This window comes from Paenibacillus taichungensis, from assembly GCF_003287275.1.
In the GTDB taxonomy this organism is placed as follows: Bacteria; Bacillota; Bacilli; order Paenibacillales; family Paenibacillaceae; genus Paenibacillus; species Paenibacillus taichungensis_A.
The window spans coordinates 135,027-161,976 of record NZ_QEVW01000003.1 but is presented as its reverse complement, the minus strand read 5'-3'; the positions used below and the strand labels follow the sequence as shown (position 1 = coordinate 161,976).

The following is a 26,950-nucleotide window of genomic DNA, read 5'->3' as shown; positions in this document are numbered from 1 at the left end:
ATATTGATACGCAAAATAAAAAAGTAGTAACATACGGCTACTAAGTAAACTTTCCTGACACGAAAAAAAATGAACGAATCATTATCCTAGCAAGGAGTGACTTCCATGATAACTTCTAATTCTAATTCTCAACTTACTTCCGAACTGCCTCGCGGCTGCACGTTCTCCGCTGAAGACTGGCATGTATTATCTCAATATTGGTATCCGATTGCCCAGGTAAGTGAAGTGACAGATAAACCACTGGCCGCCCAATTGCTTGATGTCCGCTTGGTCCTGTATCGCAGCAATGACAAAGTAGTAGTTGCCAAGGATCTTTGTTTTCACCGTGGCGCTCCGCTCAGTAAAGGTTGGGTAGAAGATGGGGAAATTGTGTGCCCGTATCATGGTTTCCGTTACAACTGTGAGGGTAAATGTACCGCCGTACCTGCACACCCCGCCTCCAAAATCTCTCCCAAACTGAAACTTATCGTATATCCTGCGGTTGAACGATATGGCCTGATCTGGACTTCACTTGCGGGTACCGACGAGCAGATTCCTGCATTCCCGGGATGGGATGATCCAGATTATATTAATATCCTCCCCCCAAACTTTGATATCGCAGGTTCTGCTGGACGTCAAATGGAAGGATTTCTCGATGTTTCCCATTTTGCCTACGTACACACCGAGACGTTCGGGGACCGAAACAACACGGAAGTTCCACAGTACAAAGTAAAACGCGAAGGCAATGAACTGCTCGCTGAATACTGGAGTTCTGTTAGCAACTATGGTAAAGGACAGGATAATGTAGCACCCGAGGGTTTTCAGTGGCTGCGTGAATTCCGCGTATTTCCTCCCTTCGCCGCATCACTTACGGTTCACTTCCCAGAGAACGACAAGCTGAATATTCTGAACTGCGCCTCTCCCATCTCAGCACGTTTTACAAGGTTATTCTGTCCGATTACCCGTAACTTTGACAAGGATGCTCCGATTGAAGATACAATTAAGTTTAATTTGCAAGTATTTGAAGAAGATCGGGAAATGGTGGAATCACAAAAGCCAGAGGATTTGCCACTGGATCTACATGCAGAAGCGCACATTCCCGCAGACCGTACCTCTATCGCTTATCGTCAGTTATTGACAGAACTCGGTTTGGGACGAAATTACACATCATAAATTGAAAACAAATGAACAAAAAAGAAGCGTTCCTATGAACGCTTCTTTTTCTATAATTGCTACATGTATTGGGATTACCCCCGCTTATAATAAGCCTTACATCTATGACTTACCCTTGATTATTCGTGTTCACAGGAGGTTCTGTATAATACGGACAGCCAGGTTCATGAATAATACGGGGATCAACCCATGTTCCCCAATATGGAAGGCGATTTACATACGGTTGCGCGTTAGGCTGGCTATTTGGGTGCGGCATATTAGAAGCCGGGGAAACTTGAGTAACACAGTCCACAGGCGGACCAACGATTACCGTTTTTTGAATTGGAGCAAGCGTTTCCTTCACCTTGTTCTCATCTAAACAATACGTATGGGCCAGAACACTCGCAGGTGTCAGTCGTAAAATATCCGAACCAAATATAGCTTCAGGAACAGGCGCATCGAAAATAGCCAGCAGATGGGTCTGATCTACTGTTGCAATTTCATAGTGCCACCAGCCTTGCGGAACATTCGCTACTTGCCCCGGGGTAATCGTAAAGTTTAACAACTCATTAGTAAACGGATTGATGAGGGAAACGACGGCGGAACCACTGATGCAATACACCAGCTCGGATGCATTCTGATGAATATGAGGTTCAACCACATTACCTGTGCTAAGAAAAATGTCCAACAAGGATACGTTTCCCAATGTGTTTAATTGATGAATGGAGAGAAAGTTAATATAGTTGTTTCCGTCTTTTTTGAAGAAAGGATTCTGGTTCACATCAAATGTAAATTGAGTGGTTGGTAAGGTATAGTCCATATAGGAAGTTGCCAAAATAAAACGCCTGCCCTTCGCTCTCGGTTTAGGTGATAACCTATACGCCAGCATATGCTCTGGGCTTCTACGCGTGAGCCCATTTCTGAGGAAGATACATTTACAGAACAAACCAATCCTGACACAGGAAGCCTGGTCAGGATTGGTTTGTTGTTATTCATCATCTTTTTTTGGCAAAATCTCTTCCGAACTGATGCCTATTCATGTACTGGACAAGTCCACATGCTGCAACCAAGTCATCCGTGACACAAATTCAGGAGTCTCTTCAATTAAGCTATTCGTCACACCCAGATAACGCAGCTTTTCCAGCCTCTCCAGCTCAGGAGGAAGCTCGCGTATGCCAGAATAACTAATGTTTAAACTCACTAATTCAGTCAGTTCTCCGATTTCCTCAGGAAGGGAATCAAAACAGAGCTCTGACTTGGGCTTCGGTCTCCACCCCGGCACCACATGATGCGAACTTCCACAACAAACTGTGAGCCTTTGTAACTGCTTTAGTTGGCTGATCCCCTTCTGAATGCCTTCCAGATCCGCCGTCATAATCTCCAGTTCTTTCAGCGTTTTCAGTTCAAACAAAGCCGGAGGAAGCCTAAATATATCCTGCTCAAAAATCTCAAGTTTCTTCACATGTGTCAATTCACGAATTCGTTCAGGAATCTCGGTCAGATGATAGGAGCTGATCTGGAGAACATCCGTCTGATGTCTGATTGCATCGTCCAGATAACGTTCAAATTCACGATGCCTGTCCAGCCTAAAAAACAAGCCAGGTATCCGCTCCATCAGCTCAATTGCTTCTGCTTGCGTAATCTTCATTCCGTAAATCTCCTCATGTACCACGGAGAAGAAATAATCACTTCCATCCTCTTTCAAAAAACAAAGATCATCCGGCAATAATGGATAAACCAGTCTTGAAAACGATTTGCTACTTCCTTAAGGATCTGCCCTGATTCCGGTGTGCAGCGATATATGTAATAAACTCCCTTTGAATACATGGCACCACTTTGCATCATCATTTCTTCCATCGTGCAGCTTTCAATAAGGTAAGGCTTCAGTTTCCGCAATACTTTTGAAACCCCTGGTACTTCGTCGTCATTGTACCTTCGTCTGTCCACCAGCAAAAAACGATTTGTTTTCTCAATCAACTCATCAATTAACTGTTCATAGGCAGAGCCTCTTGGATCAGTATGAAACGATACAGCTACCAAATCATATCCCCTTTCACCCTTACCACGTTCTAATCCCATCCTGTATCACTCCATTGCATCGCAGCATAGGCTAATATCATCAATTAAACACTGGAGGCATGCATCATGGCATACGGACCTGGTCCAGTTTCTATCCCCCCAACAGCGGGTTATCCTTACCCTTATTATCCACCCCCACCCTATCCATACCCCTACCCTTATCCATATCCCTATCCACCCATCGTACCGTTTCCGCTGCCCTTCCCCATCGGACATATCGGAGGCCCAGGATGGCATGGCGGTTACCCGGGAGGTCCACACGGTCCATTCCCTGGAGGCGGTTATCCGGGCGGACCGCATGGAGGACCCGGGGGTCCTGGTGGACCGCATGGAGGAGGTTTCCACGGCCATCGTTTCTTCGAATGGTAAAATAGCAATGCAGGAGCTGCACGGGCAGCTCCTGTCTTTGTTTAACTTTCTTTTAATACATCCAATAATGTGCTTCTGTTGAACAGATTCAACCTGCTCAATACTCAATCTCATCCATAATCTTCAGATTACGGTTGGACACTTCCAGCAAATCAGTGAACGTCTCAGACACATAATAGACAAAGTCCGGATCATGCACATACATAATCACTTGCCCGTAGGTTCCTTTCTCTGTCGGATCAAAATCAAGCATTAAATACAGGGAGCCTCCTGCCAACGTTGCAAAAGGAATCCACGCTTTATGGAATAAATAGGGTTTAATCTCCGGGTCCAGTTTGCTAATCTCTTCCGCAGAATAATACTCGTCCAACTTCTCATCCACTTCACAGAAGTATTGTTTGGTTTCCTGAATTTCCTTCAATGACATTAGATAAAAGGGATTACATTCCTCTGCTTCCGCATCACCCGGATACAAGATATGAAATGCATAACCACTGCCATCCTTAAGCTTATAGAAGGTACGAAAATCCTCCGGCAACCGGACGCCATACTCCGTTTCTAATGCGGTTAGGCTGTGCTCGGAGACACCCTCCCGATGCAGATATCCCTCGTATAACTGCCGAATTTCATCATCTTGAATTTTTTCGTTCAGGAGCTCATTCAACGCATTAAACAAATCATTCCATTTCGCGTTCATCTCAGATGTCATACACATGCCTCCCTTTTCAACTCGGTTCTACCCGTTCCCGCACATACTCCTGATATCCCCAGAACGCCTCTTCTTCCCCTACGCCTTCGATCAGGACCATAGTACCTTACCCAATCTTCGATCATTGGTGTTCACCAACGTAAAGGTTCATCTCCACGCCATAACACGAAGCGCTCAATTTCACGGAGGGTGCCTGTGCCTATGGCATACTCATCCATCTGATCAGAGTGCAGATCGAGAATATGCAGCATGCCACCGAACGTACCCACCGCAAGTTTGGACTGGTCAGGAGAGCTCGCCAAGGAATAGATGGTGCTGCCTACAAAATGTCTCCACACTTCCTGCCCATCACCATTCACACAATATAAATAGCCGTACGCGTCACCAAGCACTATACCTGCATCCAATTCTACTGCAGCGTAAACACGGGCATTCTCATCCATTACTGGCCAATCTTCCTTACTCTCATTACCATCGATCATTTCCAGCTGAACTTGTATTGTAGCGCCATTATAAAAATGACAGGCATTAAACCATACCTTCAAGCTGTCTGCGGTGAATACCGCATAATGAGGATAGCTGGATTCAGGATAAAGCGAATACGTCTTATTCTGTTCTCGATCCAGAACCATATGGTTGCTCACCTGGCTGCCGTAGGCAATCCAGCGGCCGTCACGTGAGACTGCTGCATGACCCATATCAATCTGTGTATCTTCCAACTCGTATTCTTCGATCTCTGCAAGATCCGGGTGCAGCAGGGATACCTGATCTTGCTCCACCAGGTAGATTCCATAATTGGAGAAGATAAGAACGGATCTCCCATCATTGAATGGAATAAGTCCTTCAAGTGTACGTTCCGGATGCTCACAGTCAGCAAGGGATTCAATGCGTGGCAAAGCCTTCTGAATACTGGATTGAATATCTTCCCAGCGATACACCGCAAGCTCTTTTCCTTCCAGTTGACGATCTGGTTGTCTGATGATGCGAATACCATCCGATCCGGCCAGCGCATAATCTACACCGTCTGACGAACAACCTGCGAAGGAATAATGAGAGAATGGCAAACATCCGTTTGGATCAGCCGTATATACACAGCCATTCTCCGTGAAGGTGCCAGTTGTGAATACTATTGTTTCTGTGTTCAGATAACCTACTACCCGAACGGCCTGCATGGCAGATTGAAAATGTTCGTTCATTGGCCATGTTGCAGCAGGCAGTTCAAGCCGGAGCCGTTCCAAATCCCCTTGAAGATTGGCTTGCTTCACCATCTCCCACACTTCAGTGCTGATCTGCGTTCTGGCATCCTCCGCAAGCTCCGATTCATCCTGTTGCTCTCCTGCCATGCCTCTGCGTACAAATGCATTGACATCTTTTGCGTATCGTTTGCCTTCACTTCGCCACGTTTCTGCAATATTTTCTTTCAACCAATTCAATTGTTATTCCTCCACTCCGCCTCTATTGATGACTGTACAGTGATGTTCCCGCAAAAATTGATCCAGTTCGTGATCCCTCGCACCTTCTGTCCCATGCATCTCTTCGTAGAAAAGGGCAATTTCTCTGCCATTCGCATAATTAAAACGTAAATATCCGCCCATGGAGAGCATAAAAAGCTTACATGTGTACTCATTTTCCATCACTGCATCCCACTTGAATTTACTCTTACACAAATCGGCCAGTTCTTTCATGGAGCCTTCCCGCTCAACGTTAACCAAGTGGTAGAACGTGTGGTTTCGCACTTCGTTCCAGGGTTCAAAATACGCCGGAGTCAGCGATTTATCCTGATGGTAATATCCGCAATAGATCCGGTCCAAAGTCTCTCCAAAGTCTGCTTCAGAGCACGTCCACAGGACAATATGCTCATCATGACGAGGGAGCCATAACAACCCCTTCACATCTGGATGAATGGCCAGGAAATCACCATCCACCGAACTGCCGATACTGATACACTCCTGTAGCTGAACCTGAGTAACCGGTGTATCCTCCGTGTGCATCCAAAAATCATATTCAGCAAAAGGTTTCAATACCTCATAATCCGGCCGCTGTACATTCATCCAGCCCGTGTATGTTCCTTCCCCGTATTGCTCCAGCCATAGGCGATATGACGCAGGTAACGAGATGGAATGCTGTTGTTCAAAATGATCCAGTTCCTTCGCCGGTACGGGCTTCAACGCACGAGTTACTATATACATTCACGACATCTCCCTACGATCGTCTCGTTCAATCACGACATTTCATTTCATTCAGTCAGTCCGTAATTCAAACAGGTTAAAGCTAAGCCAGTTCTTCCTGCACAATCTCGGTTAGTACACCCTTGCGGTTTACAATGCTAATGGCAAATGCATCATAGCCATCACGTTTCACCAGCTCAAAATCCATGCGCTCTCCCGTAATTAATTCGTAGGTTCCGTCTTCATCCACATCTTCTCCGAACTCTTCATCCCACGGCACGTTGTAAAAGGCAGATAACTGTACTTCAAATATGTCTTCTCCTTCGACGTCCAGGTATGGGCGTAGCGACCTGTTATTCAATTCTTCCTCCGGATATGTCTCACACAACATGGCATCATAACCGTGCTTGGCTGAATCTATGAGTAAGTAACGCTCTCCTGTTAAGGTATGCTCCGCATATACGATGAGTGGTGTCGAATCATGCCAGGTTATCAGATCATCTTCGGTTAAGTCACCATAATAAAAGATATGGAACTTGTCATGACCATCGCTCGTTTGCAACTTGCATTTCCATTCAATTTCATGAGTCTGAGCATCTGAAATCTCCCGAACCAAACCTTCCAAATATGTAGGTCCTTTATGTACACCAAATAAATTCATGATCTCGCCTCCGCTTTATTCATTCGAATGGTTACAACTTTATGTTCTTCATCCACTTCCAACTTCACATCGATGTCTAACTTATCATGGAACAAAGCCGTAATGTTGATATAAGGATCACGAGCAGCTTCGCTGCCTCCATTGCTAGAACGACTCATCCCCTGATGAATGATGGATTGGACCAGCTGTCCATCGCCTTTTCCAGTATTTTGATAAGTATAAATCACCTCTTTGTCCTTATTATAAAAATTCAACACCGTTGTAAAATCTTTGGCATTGGTATATTGCTTTTCGGATTTTACATATTCATTTTGTGTGGAATGATAGCTTACTGTACCCGCCAGATAGGGATTATCTTCATTCGGTCGAACATCAAACTCCTGATAAGCGATGTGAAAAAGATATTGAATATGATTCATATCTACCCGATAATATAACTGCCTGTTGTCCTCCTCTTTATCCATGGCAGCGAAACTGTTGATGAGTGGCCAGGCTTCATAGGATTTGCCATTCACGTCGACAGCAAGAGCATAATCAGAGAGTACCTTCTCTTTTTGAAACACACCATACGTCTGTAAAATGAAATAGGTTGGAATGAGTAATACGCCTATTATCACAGCAAATATCGTAATCTTTAAACGGAATTTCATGATCATCCTCCTTTACGACTCGCGTTCTGCTGGTTTATCCAGTTTTATGCTGAAGTTTGGTCAATGTGCGGACAACCAGCTCCCTGTTCTTGGCGTTCTTAATATAAGCGGGGATGGAATGTGAAGCCGTCTTTAAAGGTGCATTTCCAGGTTTCACGCGCAAATCAGCCGAAATATATGAAATCAGATAGTTTAAATGCTCCCGATTAACAGCCCATACCACCTTACCTCTGACATCGTCCAGAAAATACAATTCCATATCAAAAACAGGGTCGCGCCCATCCCGTATATCGGGATAATACCCTCGGTATGCTGGCTTTTTATGTAATTCGACCTCATTAATTGTCCCGCAGTGCGGGCATTCGATATGTGACGATTTGTGATTTATCTTTTTCTCATCCGTCACTTCAACATTGAACCAGCGCTCACACCGGATGCAATTGCTCTTGGCATTGTACTGATACTCTGTCTCTTGAATTCCATGAGCGTAACATTGCGAACATTTCCATGCTAGATGATCTTCTTCAGTGACAATAAAGGCGTGCCCGCCGCATGGTTTACATTTCACATCGATCTGCTCTCCCCGGTGAAGAACAGCGTAGAAGCTGTATTTATAAGCCCCTTCATCCTCGAAACGTTTCATTTTCAATCCCTGCCTTTTCCCTGCATGATGACAATCGCTAAAAGCAATCACTCAACATTTCCCAGTTGTTCTACCTAAAATTATATGTAACTCCAGGGATTAGCACAAGAAAACATAACGTAAAAAAGAGCACCTTACTCCAGATCATCATCTGAAAGGTACTCTTTCCCCTATTAAACTGAATGAATCAAAGGTCAAGCAAAAGGGATACAAGCAATCCCATGGAAGCGATAAAACCCACTACCGGCCCACCTTCTTCGAACGCTTCCGGCATCATGGTGGAGCAGATCATCGCAATAATGCCTCCTCCGGCAAATGCCCCAATAGCCGCGGCCATCTCATCGGGGAGCTGCTCCAGGAACATATATCCTCCCAATGCAGCAAGTGCAGAGATGATCAGTACACCCAGCCACATGAGGATAATCCTGGAGCGGGAGTATTTATTGTGTTGTAATCCAACCGTACTGGACAGGCCTTCAGGAATATTGCTGACAAAGATAGAAACAACCAACACCACACTGACACCGTTCCCGGCGAGCAGACTGGCCCCCAACATGATTGATTCGGGAATGGCATCCATGACCGTCCCTGCAAATATGCCAAGTCCGCTCTGGCTGGAATCTCCGTTCCCGGCCTTTTCCGAACGCTTGCGCCCCGCTCCCCCTTTACTGGAAATGAGCAAATCGAACAGCGTGTACACTACGGCCCCTGAGGTAAATCCAATCGCCGTCGGCACAATCCCCCCATCATTGAGCGCATCCCCAATTAATTCAAATGCGGCTGCACCAATCAGGGTCCCTGTACCAAAAGCCATGATCCAGCCAATAACTCGTTTCGGAATTTTTAGAAACAGCGCAGCAAGTGCTCCTATGACAACAGCCGAGGCGGAGATGCCGCCCCACATGAATGCAGTCCACATCCGGGATGACCCCTCTCATGTTCATATATGATCTATCACTCCATTAACCGGAGCATAGACAACAAAAACAGGGGACATGACCAGGTTAATAAAAAACCGCTAACTCTAAACCATCATTTTGCGTAGTGAAGATATATATCTTGAACGAATGACGAAGAAATAGAAGGTCTGTGCCAGCAGAAATGCACCAAATACGGTTAATACCGGAACAGTATAATTCGTAATACCGAATTCAGTCAGAAACGGCTTAACAACAACGAGCGTTTCAACAATTGAGATCAGAATCGGGAAGAAAAAAAGAATGGCAATCTGGATCGTCGATGATCGTTTCATCTCTTGAAAGCTAAGCCCCATTTTCGAGAGAGAGTGCACCATTTTCCCATCTGCCTCCAGATCCGTATGCAGTCTGAAATACAGAAAACTGGCTGAAGAGATGGAGAAAATCAGTCCAATGAATATCCCCAAAAAGGTAAAAAGTGCCGTTGTCTGTCTGAATGCTTCGAAATCGGCATATCGCGTCGTGAAAAAGCCGGAAAAGTCTTTATCATTAGAGTTATTTCTAATGATCTCATCCATGCCCTCCAAACGATCGCTCACCATCACTTCCGATGATTGCCGACCAGGCACTGATCCCCCCCATGAAGGGATATGATAAAGATATTTACCGGAAACAGCATCTTTGTCCAATTGTCCGGCAAGAGCCTTAAACTCTTTATCACTTACAATAACTAGGGCTGAGGTATACAGAAGCCCGTAGAATTCCGGTTCAATTTCAGTGTATTTAATATCGAGTGTAACAGGCCCTGAATTCATAGCCAACGTTAACTGATCACCCTTGGCATAAGCACGAAATCTTTCTTCGTGTCGTGGCTTCTCCGCATTGCGTGAATCAATGAATATACTGTCATGATCTGCGAGAGTATATATCGGTTTGTTCTGGATTGTGTTGAACTGGTTGAAATCACTTATAGACATCACACTGATGCCATTGTCATCCGTACTTGTCCAAAAATATTCCAGATAAGCTTCCTGATATTGAAGACCCGCAGCATCAAGAACCTCATTGACGGGTGCCATGTTAGGCTCTTCCGATGCACTGTACACGTTATAACGAATCGGAAACTGGTTATCTCTAAATACTTGTCGATTCTGTTGATCCAGCGACAAAATGACTACTGCACTCATGGAAGCAATCGCAATAACTACCGTCACCATAAACAGCATGCGTGCGTTATCTTTTATTTTATAACTCATCTCGGAAATCCACAGCAAGCGTGTACCATGCCACACCCGTTTGCGATTACGCTTCAACAGACGAATGGCCAGCACGGAAAGCTGCGAATAGAAAAAATACGTACCGGCAATGCCTGTCACAGCAGCGATCAGAATGCTCTCACCCGACAAACTGCCGTATAGCACAATGAATCCCGTAGCCAGAAGCGCAAGCCCAAGAATAGAGAATACCCAAGATGCTTTAGGTTCCTTTTTGGGTTTGTTCGTACCCGTTAGTAGCTCCAATGTCCGCTTATTTCCGATAAAGACCAGTGTGAATAGAGAAATGCAAAAGAACAGTACTAAAAAAGCAATCACCGTAATCAACATGGCCTTCACAGGGAAATAAAAAGGCAGATCTTCCATACCGATAAATCGGGTGGTTAACATGAGGAACAGCTTGGATAATAACATACCTCCACCTATTCCAGCCACAATGGACAGACATCCGATAAACATATTTTCCAGAATGACCAGTCTTCGAATCTGTCCCGGTTCCGCGCCCAAGATGGTTAGAATACCGAATTCCTTGTTCCGTGATTTCAGAAAAGCACTAATGGAATACATAACAAAGAAGATTGCAAAAACGTATACGATGACGGAGGCAACCTGCATTCCCGCTGCGGTGGTCTTGCCAATTGGCAATTTCTCAACAAACGGATGGTAGATAAACATCGCATACGCGAAGAATATCATGACCATAAATGCACTGCTTAGGAAAAAGGCAATGTACGCTCGCCCGTTCCGGCGAATGTTGTTAAAGGCGAACTGAGGAAAGCTCATGCGAATTCCCTCCCCAGAAGGATAATGTATCAATAATCCGTTGAAAAAACGTCTGGCGGTTATCACCACGATGCACCTCGGCTGCGAGCTTGCCATCCTTGATAAACACAATTCGATGGCAATAACTTGCGGCAAGTGGATCATGTGTGACCAACATAATCGTTGTTTTCTCTTGCTGGTTGATCTGTTCAAGTGATTCCATTACCGCTTGAGATGACGTGGAGTCCAGTGCACCTGTCGGTTCATCGGCAAGTACAATGGATGGCATATTAATCATGGCCCTGGCAATGGCTGTACGCTGCCGCTGTCCGCCCGAGATTTCATAAACGCGTTTATCCAGAATGTGATCAATTCCAAGGTGAGTGGTAATCCGATCGAGTCTGCTCTCCATCTCCTTCAGCTTGACCTTGTCCAGCGTCAACGGGAGTACTATATTTTCAGCAACGGTCAAGGTATCGAGCAGATTAAAATCCTGAAATACAAACCCGAGTTCCCGGCGTCGGAACATGGCGAGTTCTTTCTTTTTCATATCAAACGGATTCATGCCATTAATCATCACCTTGCCTGAACTTGGCTCATCAATGGTCGAGACCATATTGAGCAACGTCGTTTTCCCACTGCCCGATGGTCCCATAATCCCTACAAATTCACCCTGCTTGATGGTCAGATGAATATCACTAAGGGCTTGAGTCTGCACTTTGCCCTGATACACTTTGTTTAGTGCCGAAACTTGCAACATTTCCATAGGTGTTTCCCCTCCAACTAAACTATGCTTTGTTTTCATATCCTTATCCTAAACGACCTCCTACAGCCCTGCTATCGATTAACCTTAAACTTTCCTTACAAAGCGTTTAAGGTTATGTTCCCCCTTCTTCCTATTCCATAAAAAAAAGCACCTCACCCATAGGCAAAGCACCTCTATTTTCGATTGATCCAGCTGAATCGGACCAATGTTCCTTCATCCGGCTTTGAGAACAATTCAATCTGGTTATCCAAACGGGTACTGATCTCACGGACCAGATACAGTCCCATACCCGTAGATTCATGATACTGTCTTCCCCGTTCTCCGGTGAAGTAAGGATTAAACACACGTTGAATATCTTCAGCCGATATGCCGATACCCTGATCCTGAATATCTAATACGATTCGTTCTTCCTCAATATAGCCAGTAATCATGACTTTTTTACCTGCTTTGCTATCTGAGTAATTGACGGCATTGGTCAAAATCTGGGTAAACATGAACCGCAGCCATTTGGAGTCACTATAGACTTGAAGCTCGTTGTCCATTCGGATATCCGGCGTAATTCCTCTGCGAATAAACAAACGTCGATTCTCGGCTACGCTGCTTCGAACCACCTCGGGTAGAGACAGAAGCTCTACGCGAAAATCCCCTTCGAACTGTTCCAGGCGTGAAGAATGAAGTACCATTTCCAACCCTTTGCGCATTTTATCCAGCTCATCCTGTATGCTGCCTGCCGTTTTATCATCATCCACATCTTCCAGGGTCAACTGAATAATGGACAAGGGGGTCTTCATCTGATGGACCCAACGGTTCATAAATACAACCTGCTGCTCACTATGAATACGCAATTGACCCATCTCATTCTGACGGTTACGCTCCAGTTCATGCATCAATTCCTGTAAAGAATTAGCCACAGGGGCATTACCGAGTGATTGGAAAGGCTCCTGTACCAGCCTTTGTGGCTGCTGGAGCACGCGGTAATATGGATGGAGTTGGAAATAACGCACGGTCAGATAAACGAGCAATACCACTGTACTCAAAAACATGCCATAAAAAACAATTCTCATGGGGCGATCCTCACCTGAAAGCCAATATACACATGGGACAAGCAGCATTTGCAGCAAATAAAATCCGATGAGGGGTAGCTGATCTCTTAAGAACAGTTTCATTGACGGTCCTCTTGGACAGGTGACTCCAAATCAAGCAATCGGTAGCCCGCTCCGCGAACGGTTTCCAAAACTTCTTCAGCCCCCAGATCCTTCAGCTTGCGGCGAACACGTGTAATGTACACATTCAACGTATTATCATCAATAAAATGCTGATCTTCCCACATCAGTTCAAGTAAACGTTCCCGGCCTACTACCCGACCTGCCTTGGCCATCAGCGCTTCAACCAATATGGATTCCTTCTGTGTCAGCTCCACGGAACGACCATCGAACTCCAGCACATATCTTTCGGGGTACAGTAGCATAGAGCCATTTTTCACTTTCATTTCTGGTTGAACAGCTGCATACATCCCATATGCCCTACGCAGATGGCTACGAACTTTAGCAAGTACGACCTCATATTGGAAAGGCTTCGTAATATAATCATCCGCACCATGTTCCAGCGCCATAACCTGATCCATGCCACTGTCACGAGCCGAAATAAATAGAATGGGACATATGGAATGCGAACGGATCTGTCTGCACCAGTAGTAGCCATCAAACTGAGGCAGATTCACATCCATTAATACCAAATCCGGGCCGATCTGCACGAATTCATCCAAAACATGACGGAAATCTGTCACAATCTGCACTTGAAAACCGTTTCGGATCAGATATGCCGCCAGCAATCCGGCGAGCTTCGCATCATCTTCAACCAATAATATGGATTGCATCGTCAACCTTCTTTCCGTTCCCTGACATATTCTCTACATCTAGTTTACCATTCTAGTCAAAAACGGATTGGAAATAAAGGATTAGACCACCAAACGTCCACGTTTCTCTGCCAAGCCAATAGTTGCTTCCACTCCGGAATTAAATTCGAGAAAGTCCTGTTCTACCCCGTCACTGAAAATAACACCGTCCTCCGGCATCTGGGAGACAACCTGCAAAGGCTGGTTCGGATGAATCTGTCCGAACACCAGATTGGCTGCAGTCGTCCGGCTGGGGAAAGGTTCACGTACTGTAAAATATAGATAAGGTGCATCCCAGCCGAAGTGATTCATGCTACTCATGCTTCCCTGTGCAGACGCTGTAACCGCGGTATGTGCTTCTGAATAACCTTTACCTTTAGAGTTTGAGTTTGAATGAGAGCTTATGCTATCTCTATTGGGGATGAACGCTTCACCCGATTGGATGTGCTGCCACGCTTCCGAGCCCACGACTCCGGCAGCACCTGCTAGCACACTTTTGAACCAGCCAGTCGATCCCATTCCCGTGGATACAATCACTCCGCTGGAGGATTGTTGTTCTACCGATGAACCCATACGAACTTCGTAACGAGCAGATACATGCGTCTTTCGGCCAATGAAAAGATCGTTGACGCCATAGAGATACTGCCCATCATTCAGCTCCACTTTGGCCAGAGTCACTTCTTTCAGCGAGCGACGTTTACGAATCACATCAGGTATAATGAAGCTCAGATCCTCCACGGTAAATGGCAGCAGTACCCCATCCCAACGCATCGGATCAGGATTTACACCAATGAGCGGCTGCTCGGTTACGTACTTAAGCGTATTGGCAACAAGTCCGTCCTGCCCAATCACTACCACAATATCTTGCGCTCCAAAAATAAAGTTGGGCACATGTTCCCGATCAATCGTCTGAACCCGGCCCAGTTGGCTAAGCTGCAGCTGGGCCTGCTGCACGGAATGATAATAACGTCTGTCTTCCTCCAGGTAATCACTGAAGTCAGCTCCCAGACGTTCAATATAGAACTGGGCCTGTTGGACTGTGTTATAGCGGACCACCAATTCTTCCAGCCTCGTTCTGCGTTTGACTAGAATCAACTTGTATTCGGTCATTGGTTCTCTTCCCGCAGTGTGTGTGGTTACAGTCTGGCTTGCCTTCCCAAGTCTCATCGTGCCCGACCTCCCTGTTCTCTTGTCGGTGGATTCATCAGTCCTTGCAGCAGATCCGGCGAAATGTTAAGCTGTCCAATTTTCCCGGCATTCTCAGCCAACTCCTGGAATGCAAGGGCAATCAGTTTATCCGAGTTCATACCCATGTTAGCCATCGCCTGTAGCACACTAGGCTCCACCTGTTGTAACGAGTTCATCACAGCAGCAATTTCATAGGCTTTGGCATCAGCTTCGGCGTTCTGATTGGCAATCGTTAATTCAATGAGCTGTTGTTTCCGTTCCTCCATCGCCGTATTGAATTGAAGCTGTTCCTGTTCCATCTCATTTTGTTTCTGTTTCACCGAACGCTCGGCATGTAGTTGCGTTTCTCGAATCTGCTGTTTCTTCGTCTCTACGGCAATTTCCGTATTCAGTTCATTCTCCTTCACTTTCCGCTCCTGTTCAATGGATGCATTGCGACGTACATAAAGTGCTTCGTCGGCCTGGCGTAAAATCTCTTCCCGCGCTTGTGCTTCCAGTGCGCGCATCGTCTCTTTATTGGGCAAAATGGCCAGAATGGACAGACTCATCAGCTCTACACCCAATTTCTCCAGTTCCTCACTCTGCACCACTTCCCGTTTCATGCTGCTGGCCAGCCGTTCACTCGATTGGATTGCTTCCTTCAGGGGCATTTGCTCCAGATGTTTTTTGGTTAACACCTTGGCGGTCGTAATTACACGTTGATCCAATTTGCCAGGATCGTCGGAGATATATCTGTTTTTGCGCAAATTGTACGTGTAGTTCAAGCTTTGGGTGATTTTCATATAATCAACGATACGATAGCTCAGTTGACCCTGAACCGTAACGGTTTGATAATCGGCTGTTATTTCTTCGAACATAAAGGGCACATCCACCGAAGATACAGGCAGAACCACCACCGATGTCGTCGGCTCATAATAGTAGAAGGACAAACCCACACCTTGACGTTGCACCTGCCCATTCTTCACTTTCATTACGTACTCACTGGGTTGAAACTTCACGAATCGGAATCCAAACATTGCTCATTCCCCATTTCTTAATATTGTCGTTTTGATATTATCGAAATGATAACAAATGAATTTGATATTGTCAATATGACATTAACAACTTTTTTTGCTTTTGACATCAAAAAAAGACCTACCTTAGGCAAAAGCCTTGAGATAGGTCGATTTTCTATAATTATAGTCAGTAATGACAACTCATAATGGGTTAGATTTGAGAGGCGCTAGCCTAACATTAGGAGTCACCACGTTGTTAATCAACGTTCATCATTTATTTATTTTGTTCAGCGCTCTTCAAGATCAGATCAACAAACAAATCAATCTGCGCTGTAATGGCGATCGGATCATATCGATAGAATGTGTCAAAATCATTCTCGAAGAATCGGTGATTCTTCACCGCATCCAGACCATTCCATACTTTGGACTGTTTGAATTCCTTCAGCGCTTCGCCTTTTTTCTCAGGATCGTACACCGTCATGAACATGTAATCGGTAGCGTATTCCGGCAGTACTTCAAGCGATAGCTGCACGGTCTGATTGTCTTTGCTCACCTTGCTCGGCATTTTCAGCTTCAAAGCATTGTATACCACTTGTCCGCCCCGGCCTGCGTTGTCGCCAAAGATCCACAGATCTCCTTTGTCCGTCAATTCGTATAATCCTACGGTCGTATTTTCGTCCACGATGCCTTTCAGCTTCTCGCGTCCTGCTGCCGCCTTTTCCTCATAATCGGCAATGAACGCCTTCGCCTGTTCCGGTTGACCAATCAAATCACCAAACAGCTCAACTGTCTTGTAGATATCTGTCGCTGTACCATATGGGATATGCACGGTTGGTGCAATTTTGGACAGTTCCTCGTAGTTATCATCATACATGACAACGATCAAGTCAGGCTGTAATTCCAGCGTCTTCTCCACGTTAACCGGATAACCCACGTCTGTGGTGTCTTTCAGCTTGTCCTTAATAAACGGATTATCGAAGGCACTCGGCTCCACACCAATCAGATTACCACCTACAGACAGAATTTCGCCCCCGTAGTAATCGGTCACGATGCGTTTCGGATGTGCAGGAATGGTAACCATCCCTTTATCCGTCTGATACTCGCGTGTTTCACTTTCCGTTGATTCATTCTGAGCCGTATCGGTTCCAGTGGATTCCTGATTCTCAGTCGTCTGCCCTGATCCGCTCCCCGTTTCATCCGTTGTCTTTCCTGCATTTCCGCAGCCCGCAAGAACTAGCGCAAACACAATAAATAACGTGCAAATGGAAAGAATCGATTTGGATTTAAACATAAACATGATGCCCCCTATAATTCAGTGCTTTTGTGATAATGGTAATCATTATCATTGGAATCATAGCAGAATTGATTACTTACTGTCTACCATTTTGTTGAATGCATAAACATAGGGATCGAGCAGAAAGACCCGATCCCTATATCATATATACACTTAGAATTTATAAATCTGCTCCATCATTCTGGCTACAGCGACTGCACCCTGTGCACGATTAGCATGCAGTTTAGGCGCAAACGATCCATCTGCCATTCCTTGAAGCAGACCTTGCTCCTGCATCGCTGCAACAGCTTGTTTTGCATATTCAGCGATATCTGCGTTGTCATTGAATTCGATACCATCTGATGAAGAATCAACGGCTGCACTGGTGTTCTGCTTCATGACCTGTATCGCACGGTTTAACATCACGGCCATGTCCTCACGGGTAATACGTTCATTTGCTGCAAACGATCCATCTGCTCGGCCTTGCACGATTCCCATCTCCAGACCAAGGCGTACGGAATCTGAATACCACTGACCATTCTTAACATCCATTGGAGTCAAAGTGGACGGTTCCGGCAAGCGTGATTCGCCAATCCCCTTCATGATCATTTGCAGAAATTGTGCACGTGTCAGTTCTCCTTGCGGGCTGAATTGGGTATTTGTCATGCCTGAAATGATTCCTTTGCCATACAGATTCTGAACCTCTTTAATGGCCCAGGAGTGGGATTGTAAGTCATTCAACGGCACCTGTACTTCAGTAACCACGAAACGACCTGCTTGAAGCGGCTTGAAAGCAAGATTTTGGGTCATTTCATCATATTGAGTAAAGGTTACTGGTTTCATTTCACCGTTTGGCAAAAGGGATTGGATAACCAGCACAACGTCCTCTGCATTGGGATTTTGAACATTCGACATCGCGATTTCAATGGATCTATCAGTCCACTGTAACGGCTCTCCGTTTAACAGCAGATCCACACTGACCACATTGCGGTTACCGATGGCTTTCTTTTGCACTTCTGACAGATTGGCTGTAGAGTCTTCGGCCAGAATGACATCCAGCGTAGCCCTATCTTCACTACCAGTATCCTTCAATAAACCTAGTGGGATACGGACAGATGTCTGCTTCATGGTCAGTTCAAGCGACTGTAATGCCTGAGTACGTGCCCATTCCTGAAGTTGGTTTGCGTTGAGTTGAAAGGACACAGCCTTAGTATCCTTAGGAACATCTGCAATCAAGGTGAGCTTTTTGCTCCCTGCTCCCATTCCGTTAATCGTTTGAGATAACTGCTTCATATCAGGTTGAATCACATAGGTGCCCGCACCCGTACTTGTACCTTTGAGTGTAATGGAACCACTCTCTCCTGGACTGCCCGATTCAACAGGCGGCTTTACAGAAGGATTCTGCGAAGACCCAGGCGTGGAAGGCTGCGCAGGTTGACCAGGCTGTGACGGCTGACCCGGGGTCGACTCTTGCCGTACAAGCTGACTAACCGCCTCTTTCAAGGCATTATCCGCAGCACTGATTTCCTGTGCACTGGCTTCTGCATCATCCATGAGTAAGCGGGCAAACGACAGTGCCTGTGCAAACCCATTCCAGCTTGCGGCCGTGTAATCACTTTGATGCAGCTGCCCAGCGGAATTCACTGTAGTCTCCAGGGCAGATTTGTCTGCCGGGAACACCCCGTACGCTTCAAAATCCATAAAGCCTACCCACTCAGAACCTGCGGTAATGGTCAGTCGAATATAACGCGCCTCCGTGCCTGCGGGCAGGATATGTCTTGGACTGGTGGATACAACCACATCACTCGTTGTATCTACAATTTTGACAAAATTCTCGTTATCTTTGGACACTTCGATCTTGTATTTAATGCCTCCACTCCACATGGACATTTCCAGCTTACGGATCACAGCGGTTGCCCCCAGATCCACTTGCCACCAGCTACCTACGCTCTGATCTGTCCCCCATGAAGTATTAGGATTACTGTCAATCGCTCCCCCAGGCGAGTTAGCTTCTCCACCACCTGTACCTGCACTGCTTGATGCAGTAGCTGTCTTGCCTGTTGTTAATGCCTCCAGCAAAACAAGGTTGTTATTCGCTTTTTGCAGTATAGTCAGAGCTTCCTGCACTTCCGATTGTATGGCATTCTGCTTGTCTCTGACCGTGATTGCTGATAACAATGCCGCTTTCAGGTTTGCCCAGCTTCGCTGAGTATACGAAGATTCGGTCAGCTGCTGGGTTTCACCGATAAACTGTGTCAGCTCAGTTTTGTCTACATTGGACAAACGATGGATGGCTGCTTCCACTTGTTTTGTTGCAGTGTTCACCTCGGTCTGGGTAGCTCTTGGGTCTGTCATAACCTGTTCTGCACGAGTAAGAGCCTTGGTCAGAACAGCCCATGTTGCAGCAGACCAATCTGCTTGTTTATATGTTTTGGCTTCGGCAATGATTGCCTCAAGAGCGTTTCGATTCGCCGCTATAACATCAAGCTGCTCCATAACCTCATTAAGAGCGGCAGTCGCAGCGTCTGTATCCTGTTGTGTCACACCACTAGATGTATAAGCCAATTTGTACGTATTCTTGGCTGCTGCAATGGCTGGAGCAAGTGTGGTCCAACTTTCAGAAGTGAAATCACTGGATTTCAGCGCCTTTGCATGTGTAATGGCTGCTGACAACTCTTTCCGATCTGCAGGCAGAATCTCCAGGCCACGTTTGTACACGTCCAGCGAAGGCAGAGTACGCCCTTCATACGAGTAACCGCCATTCGCCGGATATTCGTCATAATCGAACATGGCGTGATTCTCCCATGCGTCTCCCTCGGAAGCAATCCAGCCTACATTGGCTGCAATCCATGCAGGCTCCCAATAGAAGAATCCCGCTCCCTTCTGATCCGGAACTTGTGAGATCATGTCCATAATGCCCGCAATGGCATCATATTGTCCCTGTACGGTTGCCGGGAAGGTAGCACCTCCCACATTCAGCGTTTCCGGGTTGCCAATAATATTGCCGTGAGCATCCCCGTTTTTATACGAGAATGGATATGACGTCTCAGCAATAATGACTTCTTTTCCATATTTCGCGGATACCTCATTCATCGTTTTGCGCACATCTGCGAATGTTCCGTGCCAGAATGGATAATAGGACAGGCCGATAATATCATACTCCAAATGACGTTTCTGCAATTCGCCGAAATACCAGTCAAATGTATCGGCTTTGCCCCCCTCAGCCAGATGGATCATGATTTGAACCTGATCTCCACCTTGAATCGCGCGAACGCCATCCACTCCTCGCTGAAGTAAGGCAACGTTTTCATCAAAGTTGACATTACTCTTCAATCCGTTTAACACGCCACTGTTGATTTCGTTACCGATCTGTACCATGTCTGGCATCGCGCCCGCTTCCTTCATCTCGCCTACCACTTCACGCGTGTAATCATACACCGCCGTCTTCAAGTCCTCGAACGAGAGATTTTCCCAAGCCTTCGGACGAAGCTGCTGACCGGGATGCGCCCATTCATCGGAATAATGGAAGTCGAGCAGGATTTTCATGCCTTTCTCTTTTACCCGCTGGGCAAGACGAATCACATCTTTCTTGTCGTTGTACCCATTGGATTTCTGTGGATCATTCCACAGACGAAGCCGCACATAGTTCACGCCACGGTCTTTTAGAATATCGAGCAGATCGCGCTCAGCTCCATTGCTGTCCAGATAATAACCTCCATTATCCTCAATGGCCGTTAACGTGGAAATATCCACCCCTCTGACAAAATCACTGCGGTATCCTTCTATTGTAACGGTAGCTTCAGGTTGAATGGGAGCCCCATATACATCACCTGTAACGGTAAAGCTGCCGGCTGATGCATATTGTGAAGGATTAATTTCCTCCCATGCAACCGGGACAAGGCCCGATTTCCCATTCTGATAATGTGCAGTGACTTTTGCTGGCAGAATAGGAGCAGTACGACTTACGGTAGACACGTTGACCGGATCGTAATTCACGATGTCTGCCGGATTCCGTACCTCTTCCTCTCCCCAGATTTGAAGCTCAGAAATGCCTGGCCACCAGTCGGTACCCGCATAATAAGGAATTGTGACTTTTACGTACTGGACCGCTTCAGCCTGGAAATCCAGAATGACCTGTGATTCCGCTTTATCGTTGGCAGAATGATCTGCCACAGATGTCCAAGTATTTCCGTCCTCAGAAACCTCCACCAAAAACTTCACAACCTCGTTTGCATCCTTCCACGTTAGTTCCGCACCGGAAAGGTTGTATGAAGCTCCCAAGTTTACCGTCAGCCAATGCGGTTGATCTACTGAAGTAGGACTATTCGCACTCCATTTTGTATCTCCATTACCATCCACCGCTTTTTCTTTATAGCCCTCCCATTGTAGATCCTCTGAGCTGACCGTAACCGCCTTATTCAGCGCAACATTTACTTTCGCCGCTGCCGCTGCGGGCCGAACTGCCAGACCCAAATCACAGAACAACATCAGTAATACGAGACAGCCGCTTATGTATCTTTTGTGCACGCTTGATCTCCCCCTTATCGTTTGTTTGGTTCAAGTTGAACAATGAATGTTGTAAATCATTATCATTGTAAGCGCTTTACATCAAACGAGGACACGGTATTATGCCAAGGAAACAGCAGTTATTTTAACTGAATGCTTGGTAATTCCTTGCTCGCCGTGGATCGATTTCCATTCTTCACAGAAAAAATCTGCCCCCTCCGCCACACGGGCGGATTGGAACAGATTCTGTCTGTTACTAAAAGTATGAATAAGTAGAATTTCAGTCTACACTTTATGGAATTTTAGCATCACTTATATTCAATCATGCCGAGAAACTTACTTGCTGAGCTTCAGCTCCAGTTGAACCTGAATGTCATTTTCTGTAGAAAGGACCACCGAATGTGGATTCTCCATACCAAAATCTTCAAAGGTCACCATCGTTGTGGCGGACAACAGTACCTGGTCATTTTCATAAGCGGCTTTTACGTCAAACGCAACCTCTTTCTCAATGCCTTTTACCGTTAGGGTGCCGTTCATTTTAAAGTCTACGGTCTGTCCTGTCGCCCATTCCGTTGGTACACCTTCAAATGAGTTAGCCGTAAATGTAGCTTGTGGATGGGTGGAAACATCGAAGAAATCAGCTTCTTTCACATGTCCATCCCGCTGGCTATTGCCTGAATCAATGTCACTCATCTCGATCTGTCCATCCGCTTTCATCTGGGATGCATCGTCTACATTAAGGGTCAAGTTTCCACTAACCTGCTCGTCCGCAAAATTGACCGTTTCCCGGGATGTCGTTACCGAAAAATATACTTTCGAACCTTCGCTAATGCTCCAGTCTCCATTTAATTGCTCTGCTCCTGCTGCAACGTTGGATACACTTGTACCACTGTCCGATCCGGCTTCCGTTGTGGACGCTGCAGTGCTGGCAGGAAGTACCTGTTCAATCTCAACGTTGTTGCCCAGGTAACTGTTCGCGAAATAGTACCCTCCGCCTCCAAGAATGACGATTGCTGCCGCACCTGAGATCATCCATGTTTTTGTCTTTTTATTCATCTCTATTTCCTCCAATGGGTAACTGTATAAGTTGGTTATTTATCAGCATCTTACCAGCCCAATGTGTCAGGATGACGTCAAGAGATGACGTGTAACGCATTTTTTTCTGAAAATAATTGCATGATTGGCTTTGTGCTTCCGCTCATGTAAAATCAGTACACAAGCTTCTGAAGTGAAAGGAGACACTTTCTTGAAATCCATACTCATCGTCGAAGATGAACAAGCCATTGCCCGTGTGCTGGCTGCCTATCTTCGAAAAGCGGGATTCGACGTTCGTCATGCAGCGGATGGACCCACTGCCCTAACTTTATTTGATTCGGATGTGCCTTCCTTGGTCTTGCTGGATGTGATGCTGCCCGGAATGGACGGTTGGGATCTGCTACGAATCATCCGCGAAAAAAGTGCTTGTCCCGTCATCATGTTAACCGCACTGGATGATATTCAGGACCGTCTTAACGGGCTGAATGCCGGTGCTGACGATTATATGAGCAAACCCTTTGTGCCCGAGGAAGTAGTCGCCAGAGTCAATGCTGTGCTTCGCCGCAATCCACACTGGACAGCTGAAGGTGAAGGCAAACGATATTTTGGCAATCTGGTCATTGATCTGGCTGCCAAACAGGTACTTTTGAACGGTGCCGAGGTTGCACTCACACCACGTGATTTGTCACTGCTCCTGTTTCTATCGGAATACCCCAACCGCACATTCACCCGGGACCATCTGATTGAACAGGTATGGGGCATGGACTATGACGGAAGTGACCGGGCTGTGGACCTGTCGATCAAACGGCTGCGTCAGGCGTTATCCCACTGGTTGCCTGAAACGGGAGAAATCCGGACTTTACGGGGAATGGGGTATCAATTTTGGATCGCCAACTAAAACGAAATACAACCAAACGTAAAACATCCATTCTGTCCTACTGGACACTTCGATATTTTCTAATCCTCTGCATTGGTTTCACCATTATTGTTGCAGGGGCACTTTACTGGATCAGAACTACTTCCATTGAAAAAGGTCTCAAAACGGCCCAGCTGCTAGGGCTGGAAATTGCCGAAAAGGTAACAGGAGCGGATAACAAACTGCATATTCCCCCGGATCTCGACAGACTCGTGGACAAGCGAACCAAGCTTTTCAATACAGATAATTACTTTTGTATTATGGTGCTCGACAACAATAATCAATTGATCTATTCCAAACCAAAAATGACGCAGCAAGATGTATATAATCGGCTGTCTGATGACCTACGTGAACCAAGAAACAAAAAATTCGCCGGGGTGACGGTCAATGTCACAGATGACGATCAGACGCTCGGTAAAGTGTGGGTCATGCAGTCCAAAAAATCCATTGCATACAATCCGGAAACGATGCTTGTGGTATGCATCCTGTTCGTTGCTTTAATTCTGTGTGGTTGGTTTACAATCTACCTCCTGTCCCGCAAGCTCTCCAGGCCTATTCGTCAGGTCGCCCATGCCGCAGAGCAGATTCGAAACGGAAATTATGAAGTCAATTTGGATCTGAACACACGGGAACGGGAGATGAATGAACTCGTTGAATCTTTTCGCGAGATGTCCATCCGTTTGCAGCAATTGGAGGAATGGCGTGCCCTGTCACTTGCTGGGGTAACCCATGAATTGAAAACACCGGTAACGTCCATTAAAGGACTCGTGATGGCTGTCCGGGACGATATCGTCAGTCCGGAGGAAGCAAAGGAATTCCTGGACATCGCACTCAAAGAATCCCAACGAATGGAACGTATGGTCGCTGATCTGCTGGATTACAATGCGATGAGCGCTGGAAGTGTTGCTGTTCGTCGGGAACGCATAGATTTGAATTTGCTGGTGGATGAGATTATCTATCAGTGGAAAATTGCTTATGAGGACAAATCTCCCGAGATTGAATTGCATACACCTTCGGGTACCCTCTATACCATCGGTGATACACTTCGGATTCAGCAGATTATTGTCAACCTGCTTAATAACGGACTACAAGCAGCCGCTTCCGACCAAGCTGCCGTCTTTAATATCCGTCTGCGCACTGAGGCGGAAAACTTGTTTGTTGATGTGCAGGATAACGGTACGGGTATCACAAAAGAAGATCAACCCAAGATCTTCGAACGTTTTTACCGTGGCGAGATCAAAAAACGCCGTACCCGCGGGCTAGGTCTGGGACTGACCTATAGCCGTTTGCTTGCTCGAGCTCAGGGAGGGGATTTATCCCTGACCTCCAGCAGTCCTGAAGGCAGCCTTTTCACCTTAACTTTGCCACGATGGTCTAGTCTTGAAAAAACAGAGATTGAACCACCTTACCGCGCAACGGCTAACGCCTAATTCAATGCATGCATTTTCATCAATGGGCTTACTTCATCTGCCAAAGAATCAAAAACAAACGGTCCATGTAGTTTGCTGAAATATCGAATAGCCCGACATTCCTTCATAGGAACCGGGCTATTCATTATGTGTCAGTGGTCGCTGATATTCATATACATGCTATGTGGTCAGTACCCGCGGCATATATTCTGCATAAGCGTCATTAATGAATTGCTCATGTAATGGGCTGCTGGCAATAATGGCTTTTCGCTTAGCCTTCAAGACAATCTGCTCTACATCCGCATAACTGCATCCTGTGAGGCGTTCACACGTGAATTCTTCCAGTCGGCTCTCCTGCGCAAACTGCCCCATCAGCTTGCTAATATACAATCTACGGCTCGAGTCATCCGGCATCCCATAAGTCATTTTGGTATCAAATCGCCGCCATATCGCATGATCCAGCTGTGTCTCCAGATTCGTAGCGGCAACAAGAATGCTGTCACCATCAAATTCATCAAGACACTGCAACAATGTATTGACGACACGAGCCATTTCTTTAACCTCATCATTACTTTCACGTGTACGACCTACGGCATCAAATTCATCTAGAAATAGCACACAGGGATTAGCCCGTGCATATTCAAATAATTTACGGACATTGCTTCCCGTCTCCCCTAGGTGGCTATGAATAATAGCATCGAGTCTTACAAGGACAAGCGGAAGCTGAAGTCGGTGTGCAAGATGGAAAGCAGTTAAGGTTTTGCCTGTACCCGGGGGACCAAACATTACCATTTTGTTCGGCATTGGCACATCATGTTCTGCAAACTGATCTTTCATACCGAGAATGGTAATAAACTCCTCCACAACCCGTTCATTGTCTGCGGAGAATACAATATGCTTTGCCTTGCGTCCACACTCTTTCGGTGAATAAAAAGCGGCCATATCGATGCCTTTCGCTCGGGGTATCCGATTTATATGGTTGGTTTTGCTCATCGTTGATCGTTCTCCTTCTTCTATGTCTCAAGGGATCATCCAAGTTAAATCCTATTGATTCAATCTCATACATAAAGTTAACGATTATTTAATCGTAATTATTACTATTAAATCATATCATAATACGACCTCTTTGCAAAGTTTCAGTGACTTGTCCATCATTTTGCTCAAGGTCTCGTCCAATTTGTTGCAAGAGGCAGTAAAATTTGCTATTCTAAATATGCATCGTTGTGTATAACGCAAAAAAGCCCTCTTTTTACTCGAGAGAGCACAAAATTTTCCAGATTTGCAAGCGGCAACTTGCCATTTCCGGATGTTCTTTTATACCAACGAATGTAATCCAATCAAAGCGAGGTTATCAATCATGGCAAAAGACGTATTATGTGAGGTTAATTCATGTCGTCACTGGGCTCAAGAGAACAAATGCAACGCATCTTCAATCTACATCGTGAGTCACAGTTCCAAAAAAGCAAGTGAATCCGCTGAAACGGATTGCAAAACATTTGAAGTAAAATAAAAATTCAAATTGTACAAGTTAAAGGAGCCCTCGTGGTTCCTTTTTCTTTTTCTATTGTAACAAGAATGATAATTATTATCAAGCTCTTTTCAACA

At 45.8% G+C, this 26,950-nt stretch carries 25 protein-coding genes; 5 read left to right on the top strand and 20 right to left on the bottom strand.

What is annotated here, in order from left to right:
* Positions 1 to 105 precede the first annotated feature (105 nt).
* Entirely contained in the window at positions 106 to 1,152 is a 1,047-nt protein-coding gene (locus DC345_RS04225) for an aromatic ring-hydroxylating oxygenase subunit alpha (protein WP_113052032.1), read from the top strand.
* A gap of 109 nt (positions 1,153 to 1,261) precedes the next feature.
* Here DC345_RS04225 and DC345_RS04220 read toward each other — a convergent pair whose 3' ends face one another.
* The 3 genes from DC345_RS04220 to DC345_RS04210 form a co-directional block, all read right to left on the bottom strand.
* Positions 1,262 to 1,966: a cupin domain-containing protein gene (locus DC345_RS04220; protein WP_113052031.1), complete on the bottom strand. Its 705-nt coding sequence runs from the start codon at positions 1,964 to 1,966 to the stop codon at positions 1,262 to 1,264.
* A gap of 201 nt (positions 1,967 to 2,167) precedes the next feature.
* Complete coding sequence (locus DC345_RS04215; RefSeq protein WP_146752105.1) at positions 2,168 to 2,779, bottom strand: leucine-rich repeat domain-containing protein; 612 nt, start codon at positions 2,777 to 2,779, stop codon at positions 2,168 to 2,170.
* Positions 2,780 to 2,832: 53 nt separating this feature from the next.
* Positions 2,833 to 3,210, bottom strand: coding sequence for a hypothetical protein (locus DC345_RS04210; protein ID WP_113052029.1), 378 nt, complete (start codon positions 3,208 to 3,210; stop codon positions 2,833 to 2,835).
* A 66-nt stretch (positions 3,211 to 3,276) separates the two neighbouring features.
* On the opposite strand from DC345_RS04210, the gene DC345_RS31450 reads away from it, so the two are divergent.
* Positions 3,277 to 3,579: a hypothetical protein gene (locus DC345_RS31450; protein WP_146752104.1), complete on the top strand. Its 303-nt coding sequence runs from the start codon at positions 3,277 to 3,279 to the stop codon at positions 3,577 to 3,579.
* 97 nt (positions 3,580 to 3,676) lie between these two features.
* Here DC345_RS31450 and DC345_RS04205 read toward each other — a convergent pair whose 3' ends face one another.
* The 16 genes from DC345_RS04205 to DC345_RS04130 form a co-directional block, all read right to left on the bottom strand.
* Positions 3,677 to 4,288 (bottom strand): SMI1/KNR4 family protein, encoded by a 612-nt coding sequence (locus DC345_RS04205; protein ID WP_258530550.1) that lies wholly within the window; start codon positions 4,286 to 4,288, stop codon positions 3,677 to 3,679.
* Positions 4,289 to 4,419: 131 nt separating this feature from the next.
* On the bottom strand, positions 4,420 to 5,721 hold the full coding sequence (locus DC345_RS04200; protein WP_113052028.1) for a hypothetical protein: 1,302 nt from the start codon (positions 5,719 to 5,721) through the stop codon (positions 4,420 to 4,422).
* A gap of 3 nt (positions 5,722 to 5,724) precedes the next feature.
* Positions 5,725 to 6,477, bottom strand: a complete 753-nt coding sequence (locus DC345_RS04195; protein ID WP_113052027.1) for an SMI1/KNR4 family protein — start codon at positions 6,475 to 6,477, stop codon at positions 5,725 to 5,727.
* 82 nt (positions 6,478 to 6,559) lie between these two features.
* On the bottom strand, positions 6,560 to 7,117 hold the full coding sequence (locus tag DC345_RS04190; protein ID WP_113052026.1) for a hypothetical protein: 558 nt from the start codon (positions 7,115 to 7,117) through the stop codon (positions 6,560 to 6,562).
* On the bottom strand, positions 7,114 to 7,767 hold the full coding sequence (locus DC345_RS04185) for a hypothetical protein (protein ID WP_113052025.1): 654 nt from the start codon (positions 7,765 to 7,767) through the stop codon (positions 7,114 to 7,116). The genes DC345_RS04190 and DC345_RS04185 overlap by 4 nt, the downstream gene beginning before the upstream one ends.
* 34 nt (positions 7,768 to 7,801) lie before the next feature.
* The gene (locus DC345_RS04180; RefSeq protein ID WP_113052024.1) at positions 7,802 to 8,410 is read right to left on the bottom strand and encodes a hypothetical protein; all 609 of its coding nucleotides are present in this window, start codon (positions 8,408 to 8,410) and stop codon (positions 7,802 to 7,804) included.
* 187 nt (positions 8,411 to 8,597) lie between these two features.
* Positions 8,598 to 9,329, bottom strand: a complete 732-nt coding sequence (locus tag DC345_RS04175; RefSeq protein ID WP_113052023.1) for a ZIP family metal transporter — start codon at positions 9,327 to 9,329, stop codon at positions 8,598 to 8,600.
* A gap of 105 nt (positions 9,330 to 9,434) precedes the next feature.
* On the bottom strand, positions 9,435 to 11,384 hold the full coding sequence (locus DC345_RS04170) for an FtsX-like permease family protein (RefSeq protein ID WP_113052022.1): 1,950 nt from the start codon (positions 11,382 to 11,384) through the stop codon (positions 9,435 to 9,437).
* Positions 11,359 to 12,129, bottom strand: a complete 771-nt coding sequence (locus DC345_RS04165; protein WP_113052021.1) for an ABC transporter ATP-binding protein — start codon at positions 12,127 to 12,129, stop codon at positions 11,359 to 11,361. The genes DC345_RS04170 and DC345_RS04165 overlap by 26 nt, the downstream gene beginning before the upstream one ends.
* A 173-nt stretch (positions 12,130 to 12,302) precedes the next feature.
* On the bottom strand, positions 12,303 to 13,295 hold the full coding sequence (locus DC345_RS04160; RefSeq protein WP_113052020.1) for a sensor histidine kinase: 993 nt from the start codon (positions 13,293 to 13,295) through the stop codon (positions 12,303 to 12,305).
* A complete protein-coding gene (locus tag DC345_RS04155; RefSeq protein WP_113052019.1) occupies positions 13,292 to 14,005 on the bottom strand; it encodes a response regulator transcription factor in 714 nt (237 codons plus the stop codon). Before DC345_RS04155 ends, DC345_RS04160 begins: the two co-directional genes overlap by 4 nt.
* Before the next feature lie 81 nt (positions 14,006 to 14,086).
* Entirely contained in the window at positions 14,087 to 15,190 is a 1,104-nt protein-coding gene (locus tag DC345_RS04150; protein WP_181586480.1) for a diacylglycerol kinase catalytic domain-containing protein, read from the bottom strand.
* Positions 15,187 to 16,227: an SPFH domain-containing protein gene (locus DC345_RS04145; protein WP_113052018.1), complete on the bottom strand. Its 1,041-nt coding sequence runs from the start codon at positions 16,225 to 16,227 to the stop codon at positions 15,187 to 15,189. Before DC345_RS04145 ends, DC345_RS04150 begins: the two co-directional genes overlap by 4 nt.
* Positions 16,228 to 16,480: 253 nt before the next feature.
* Positions 16,481 to 17,497: an iron-hydroxamate ABC transporter substrate-binding protein gene (locus tag DC345_RS04140; RefSeq protein ID WP_113052017.1), complete on the bottom strand. Its 1,017-nt coding sequence runs from the start codon at positions 17,495 to 17,497 to the stop codon at positions 16,481 to 16,483.
* Between the two features lie 156 nt (positions 17,498 to 17,653).
* Positions 17,654 to 22,006: a glycosyl hydrolase 53 family protein gene (locus DC345_RS04135; protein ID WP_113052016.1), complete on the bottom strand. Its 4,353-nt coding sequence runs from the start codon at positions 22,004 to 22,006 to the stop codon at positions 17,654 to 17,656.
* Positions 22,007 to 22,321: 315 nt separating this feature from the next.
* Positions 22,322 to 23,041 (bottom strand): YceI family protein, encoded by a 720-nt coding sequence (locus tag DC345_RS04130; protein ID WP_113052015.1) that lies wholly within the window; start codon positions 23,039 to 23,041, stop codon positions 22,322 to 22,324.
* Positions 23,042 to 23,231: 190 nt separating this feature from the next.
* On the opposite strand from DC345_RS04130, the gene DC345_RS04125 reads away from it, so the two are divergent.
* Entirely contained in the window at positions 23,232 to 23,918 is a 687-nt protein-coding gene (locus DC345_RS04125; RefSeq protein ID WP_091000319.1) for a response regulator transcription factor, read from the top strand.
* Positions 23,903 to 25,366, top strand: coding sequence for a HAMP domain-containing sensor histidine kinase (locus tag DC345_RS04120; protein ID WP_113052014.1), 1,464 nt, complete (start codon positions 23,903 to 23,905; stop codon positions 25,364 to 25,366). Before DC345_RS04125 ends, DC345_RS04120 begins: the two co-directional genes overlap by 16 nt.
* Before the next feature lie 159 nt (positions 25,367 to 25,525).
* On the opposite strand, the gene DC345_RS04115 is transcribed toward DC345_RS04120, so the two are convergent.
* A complete protein-coding gene (locus DC345_RS04115) occupies positions 25,526 to 26,338 on the bottom strand; it encodes an AAA family ATPase (protein WP_113052013.1) in 813 nt (270 codons plus the stop codon).
* A gap of 364 nt (positions 26,339 to 26,702) precedes the next feature.
* On the opposite strand from DC345_RS04115, the gene DC345_RS04110 reads away from it, so the two are divergent.
* Positions 26,703 to 26,855: a DUF1540 domain-containing protein gene (locus DC345_RS04110; RefSeq protein WP_113052012.1), complete on the top strand. Its 153-nt coding sequence runs from the start codon at positions 26,703 to 26,705 to the stop codon at positions 26,853 to 26,855.
* Positions 26,856 to 26,950 lie beyond the last annotated feature (95 nt).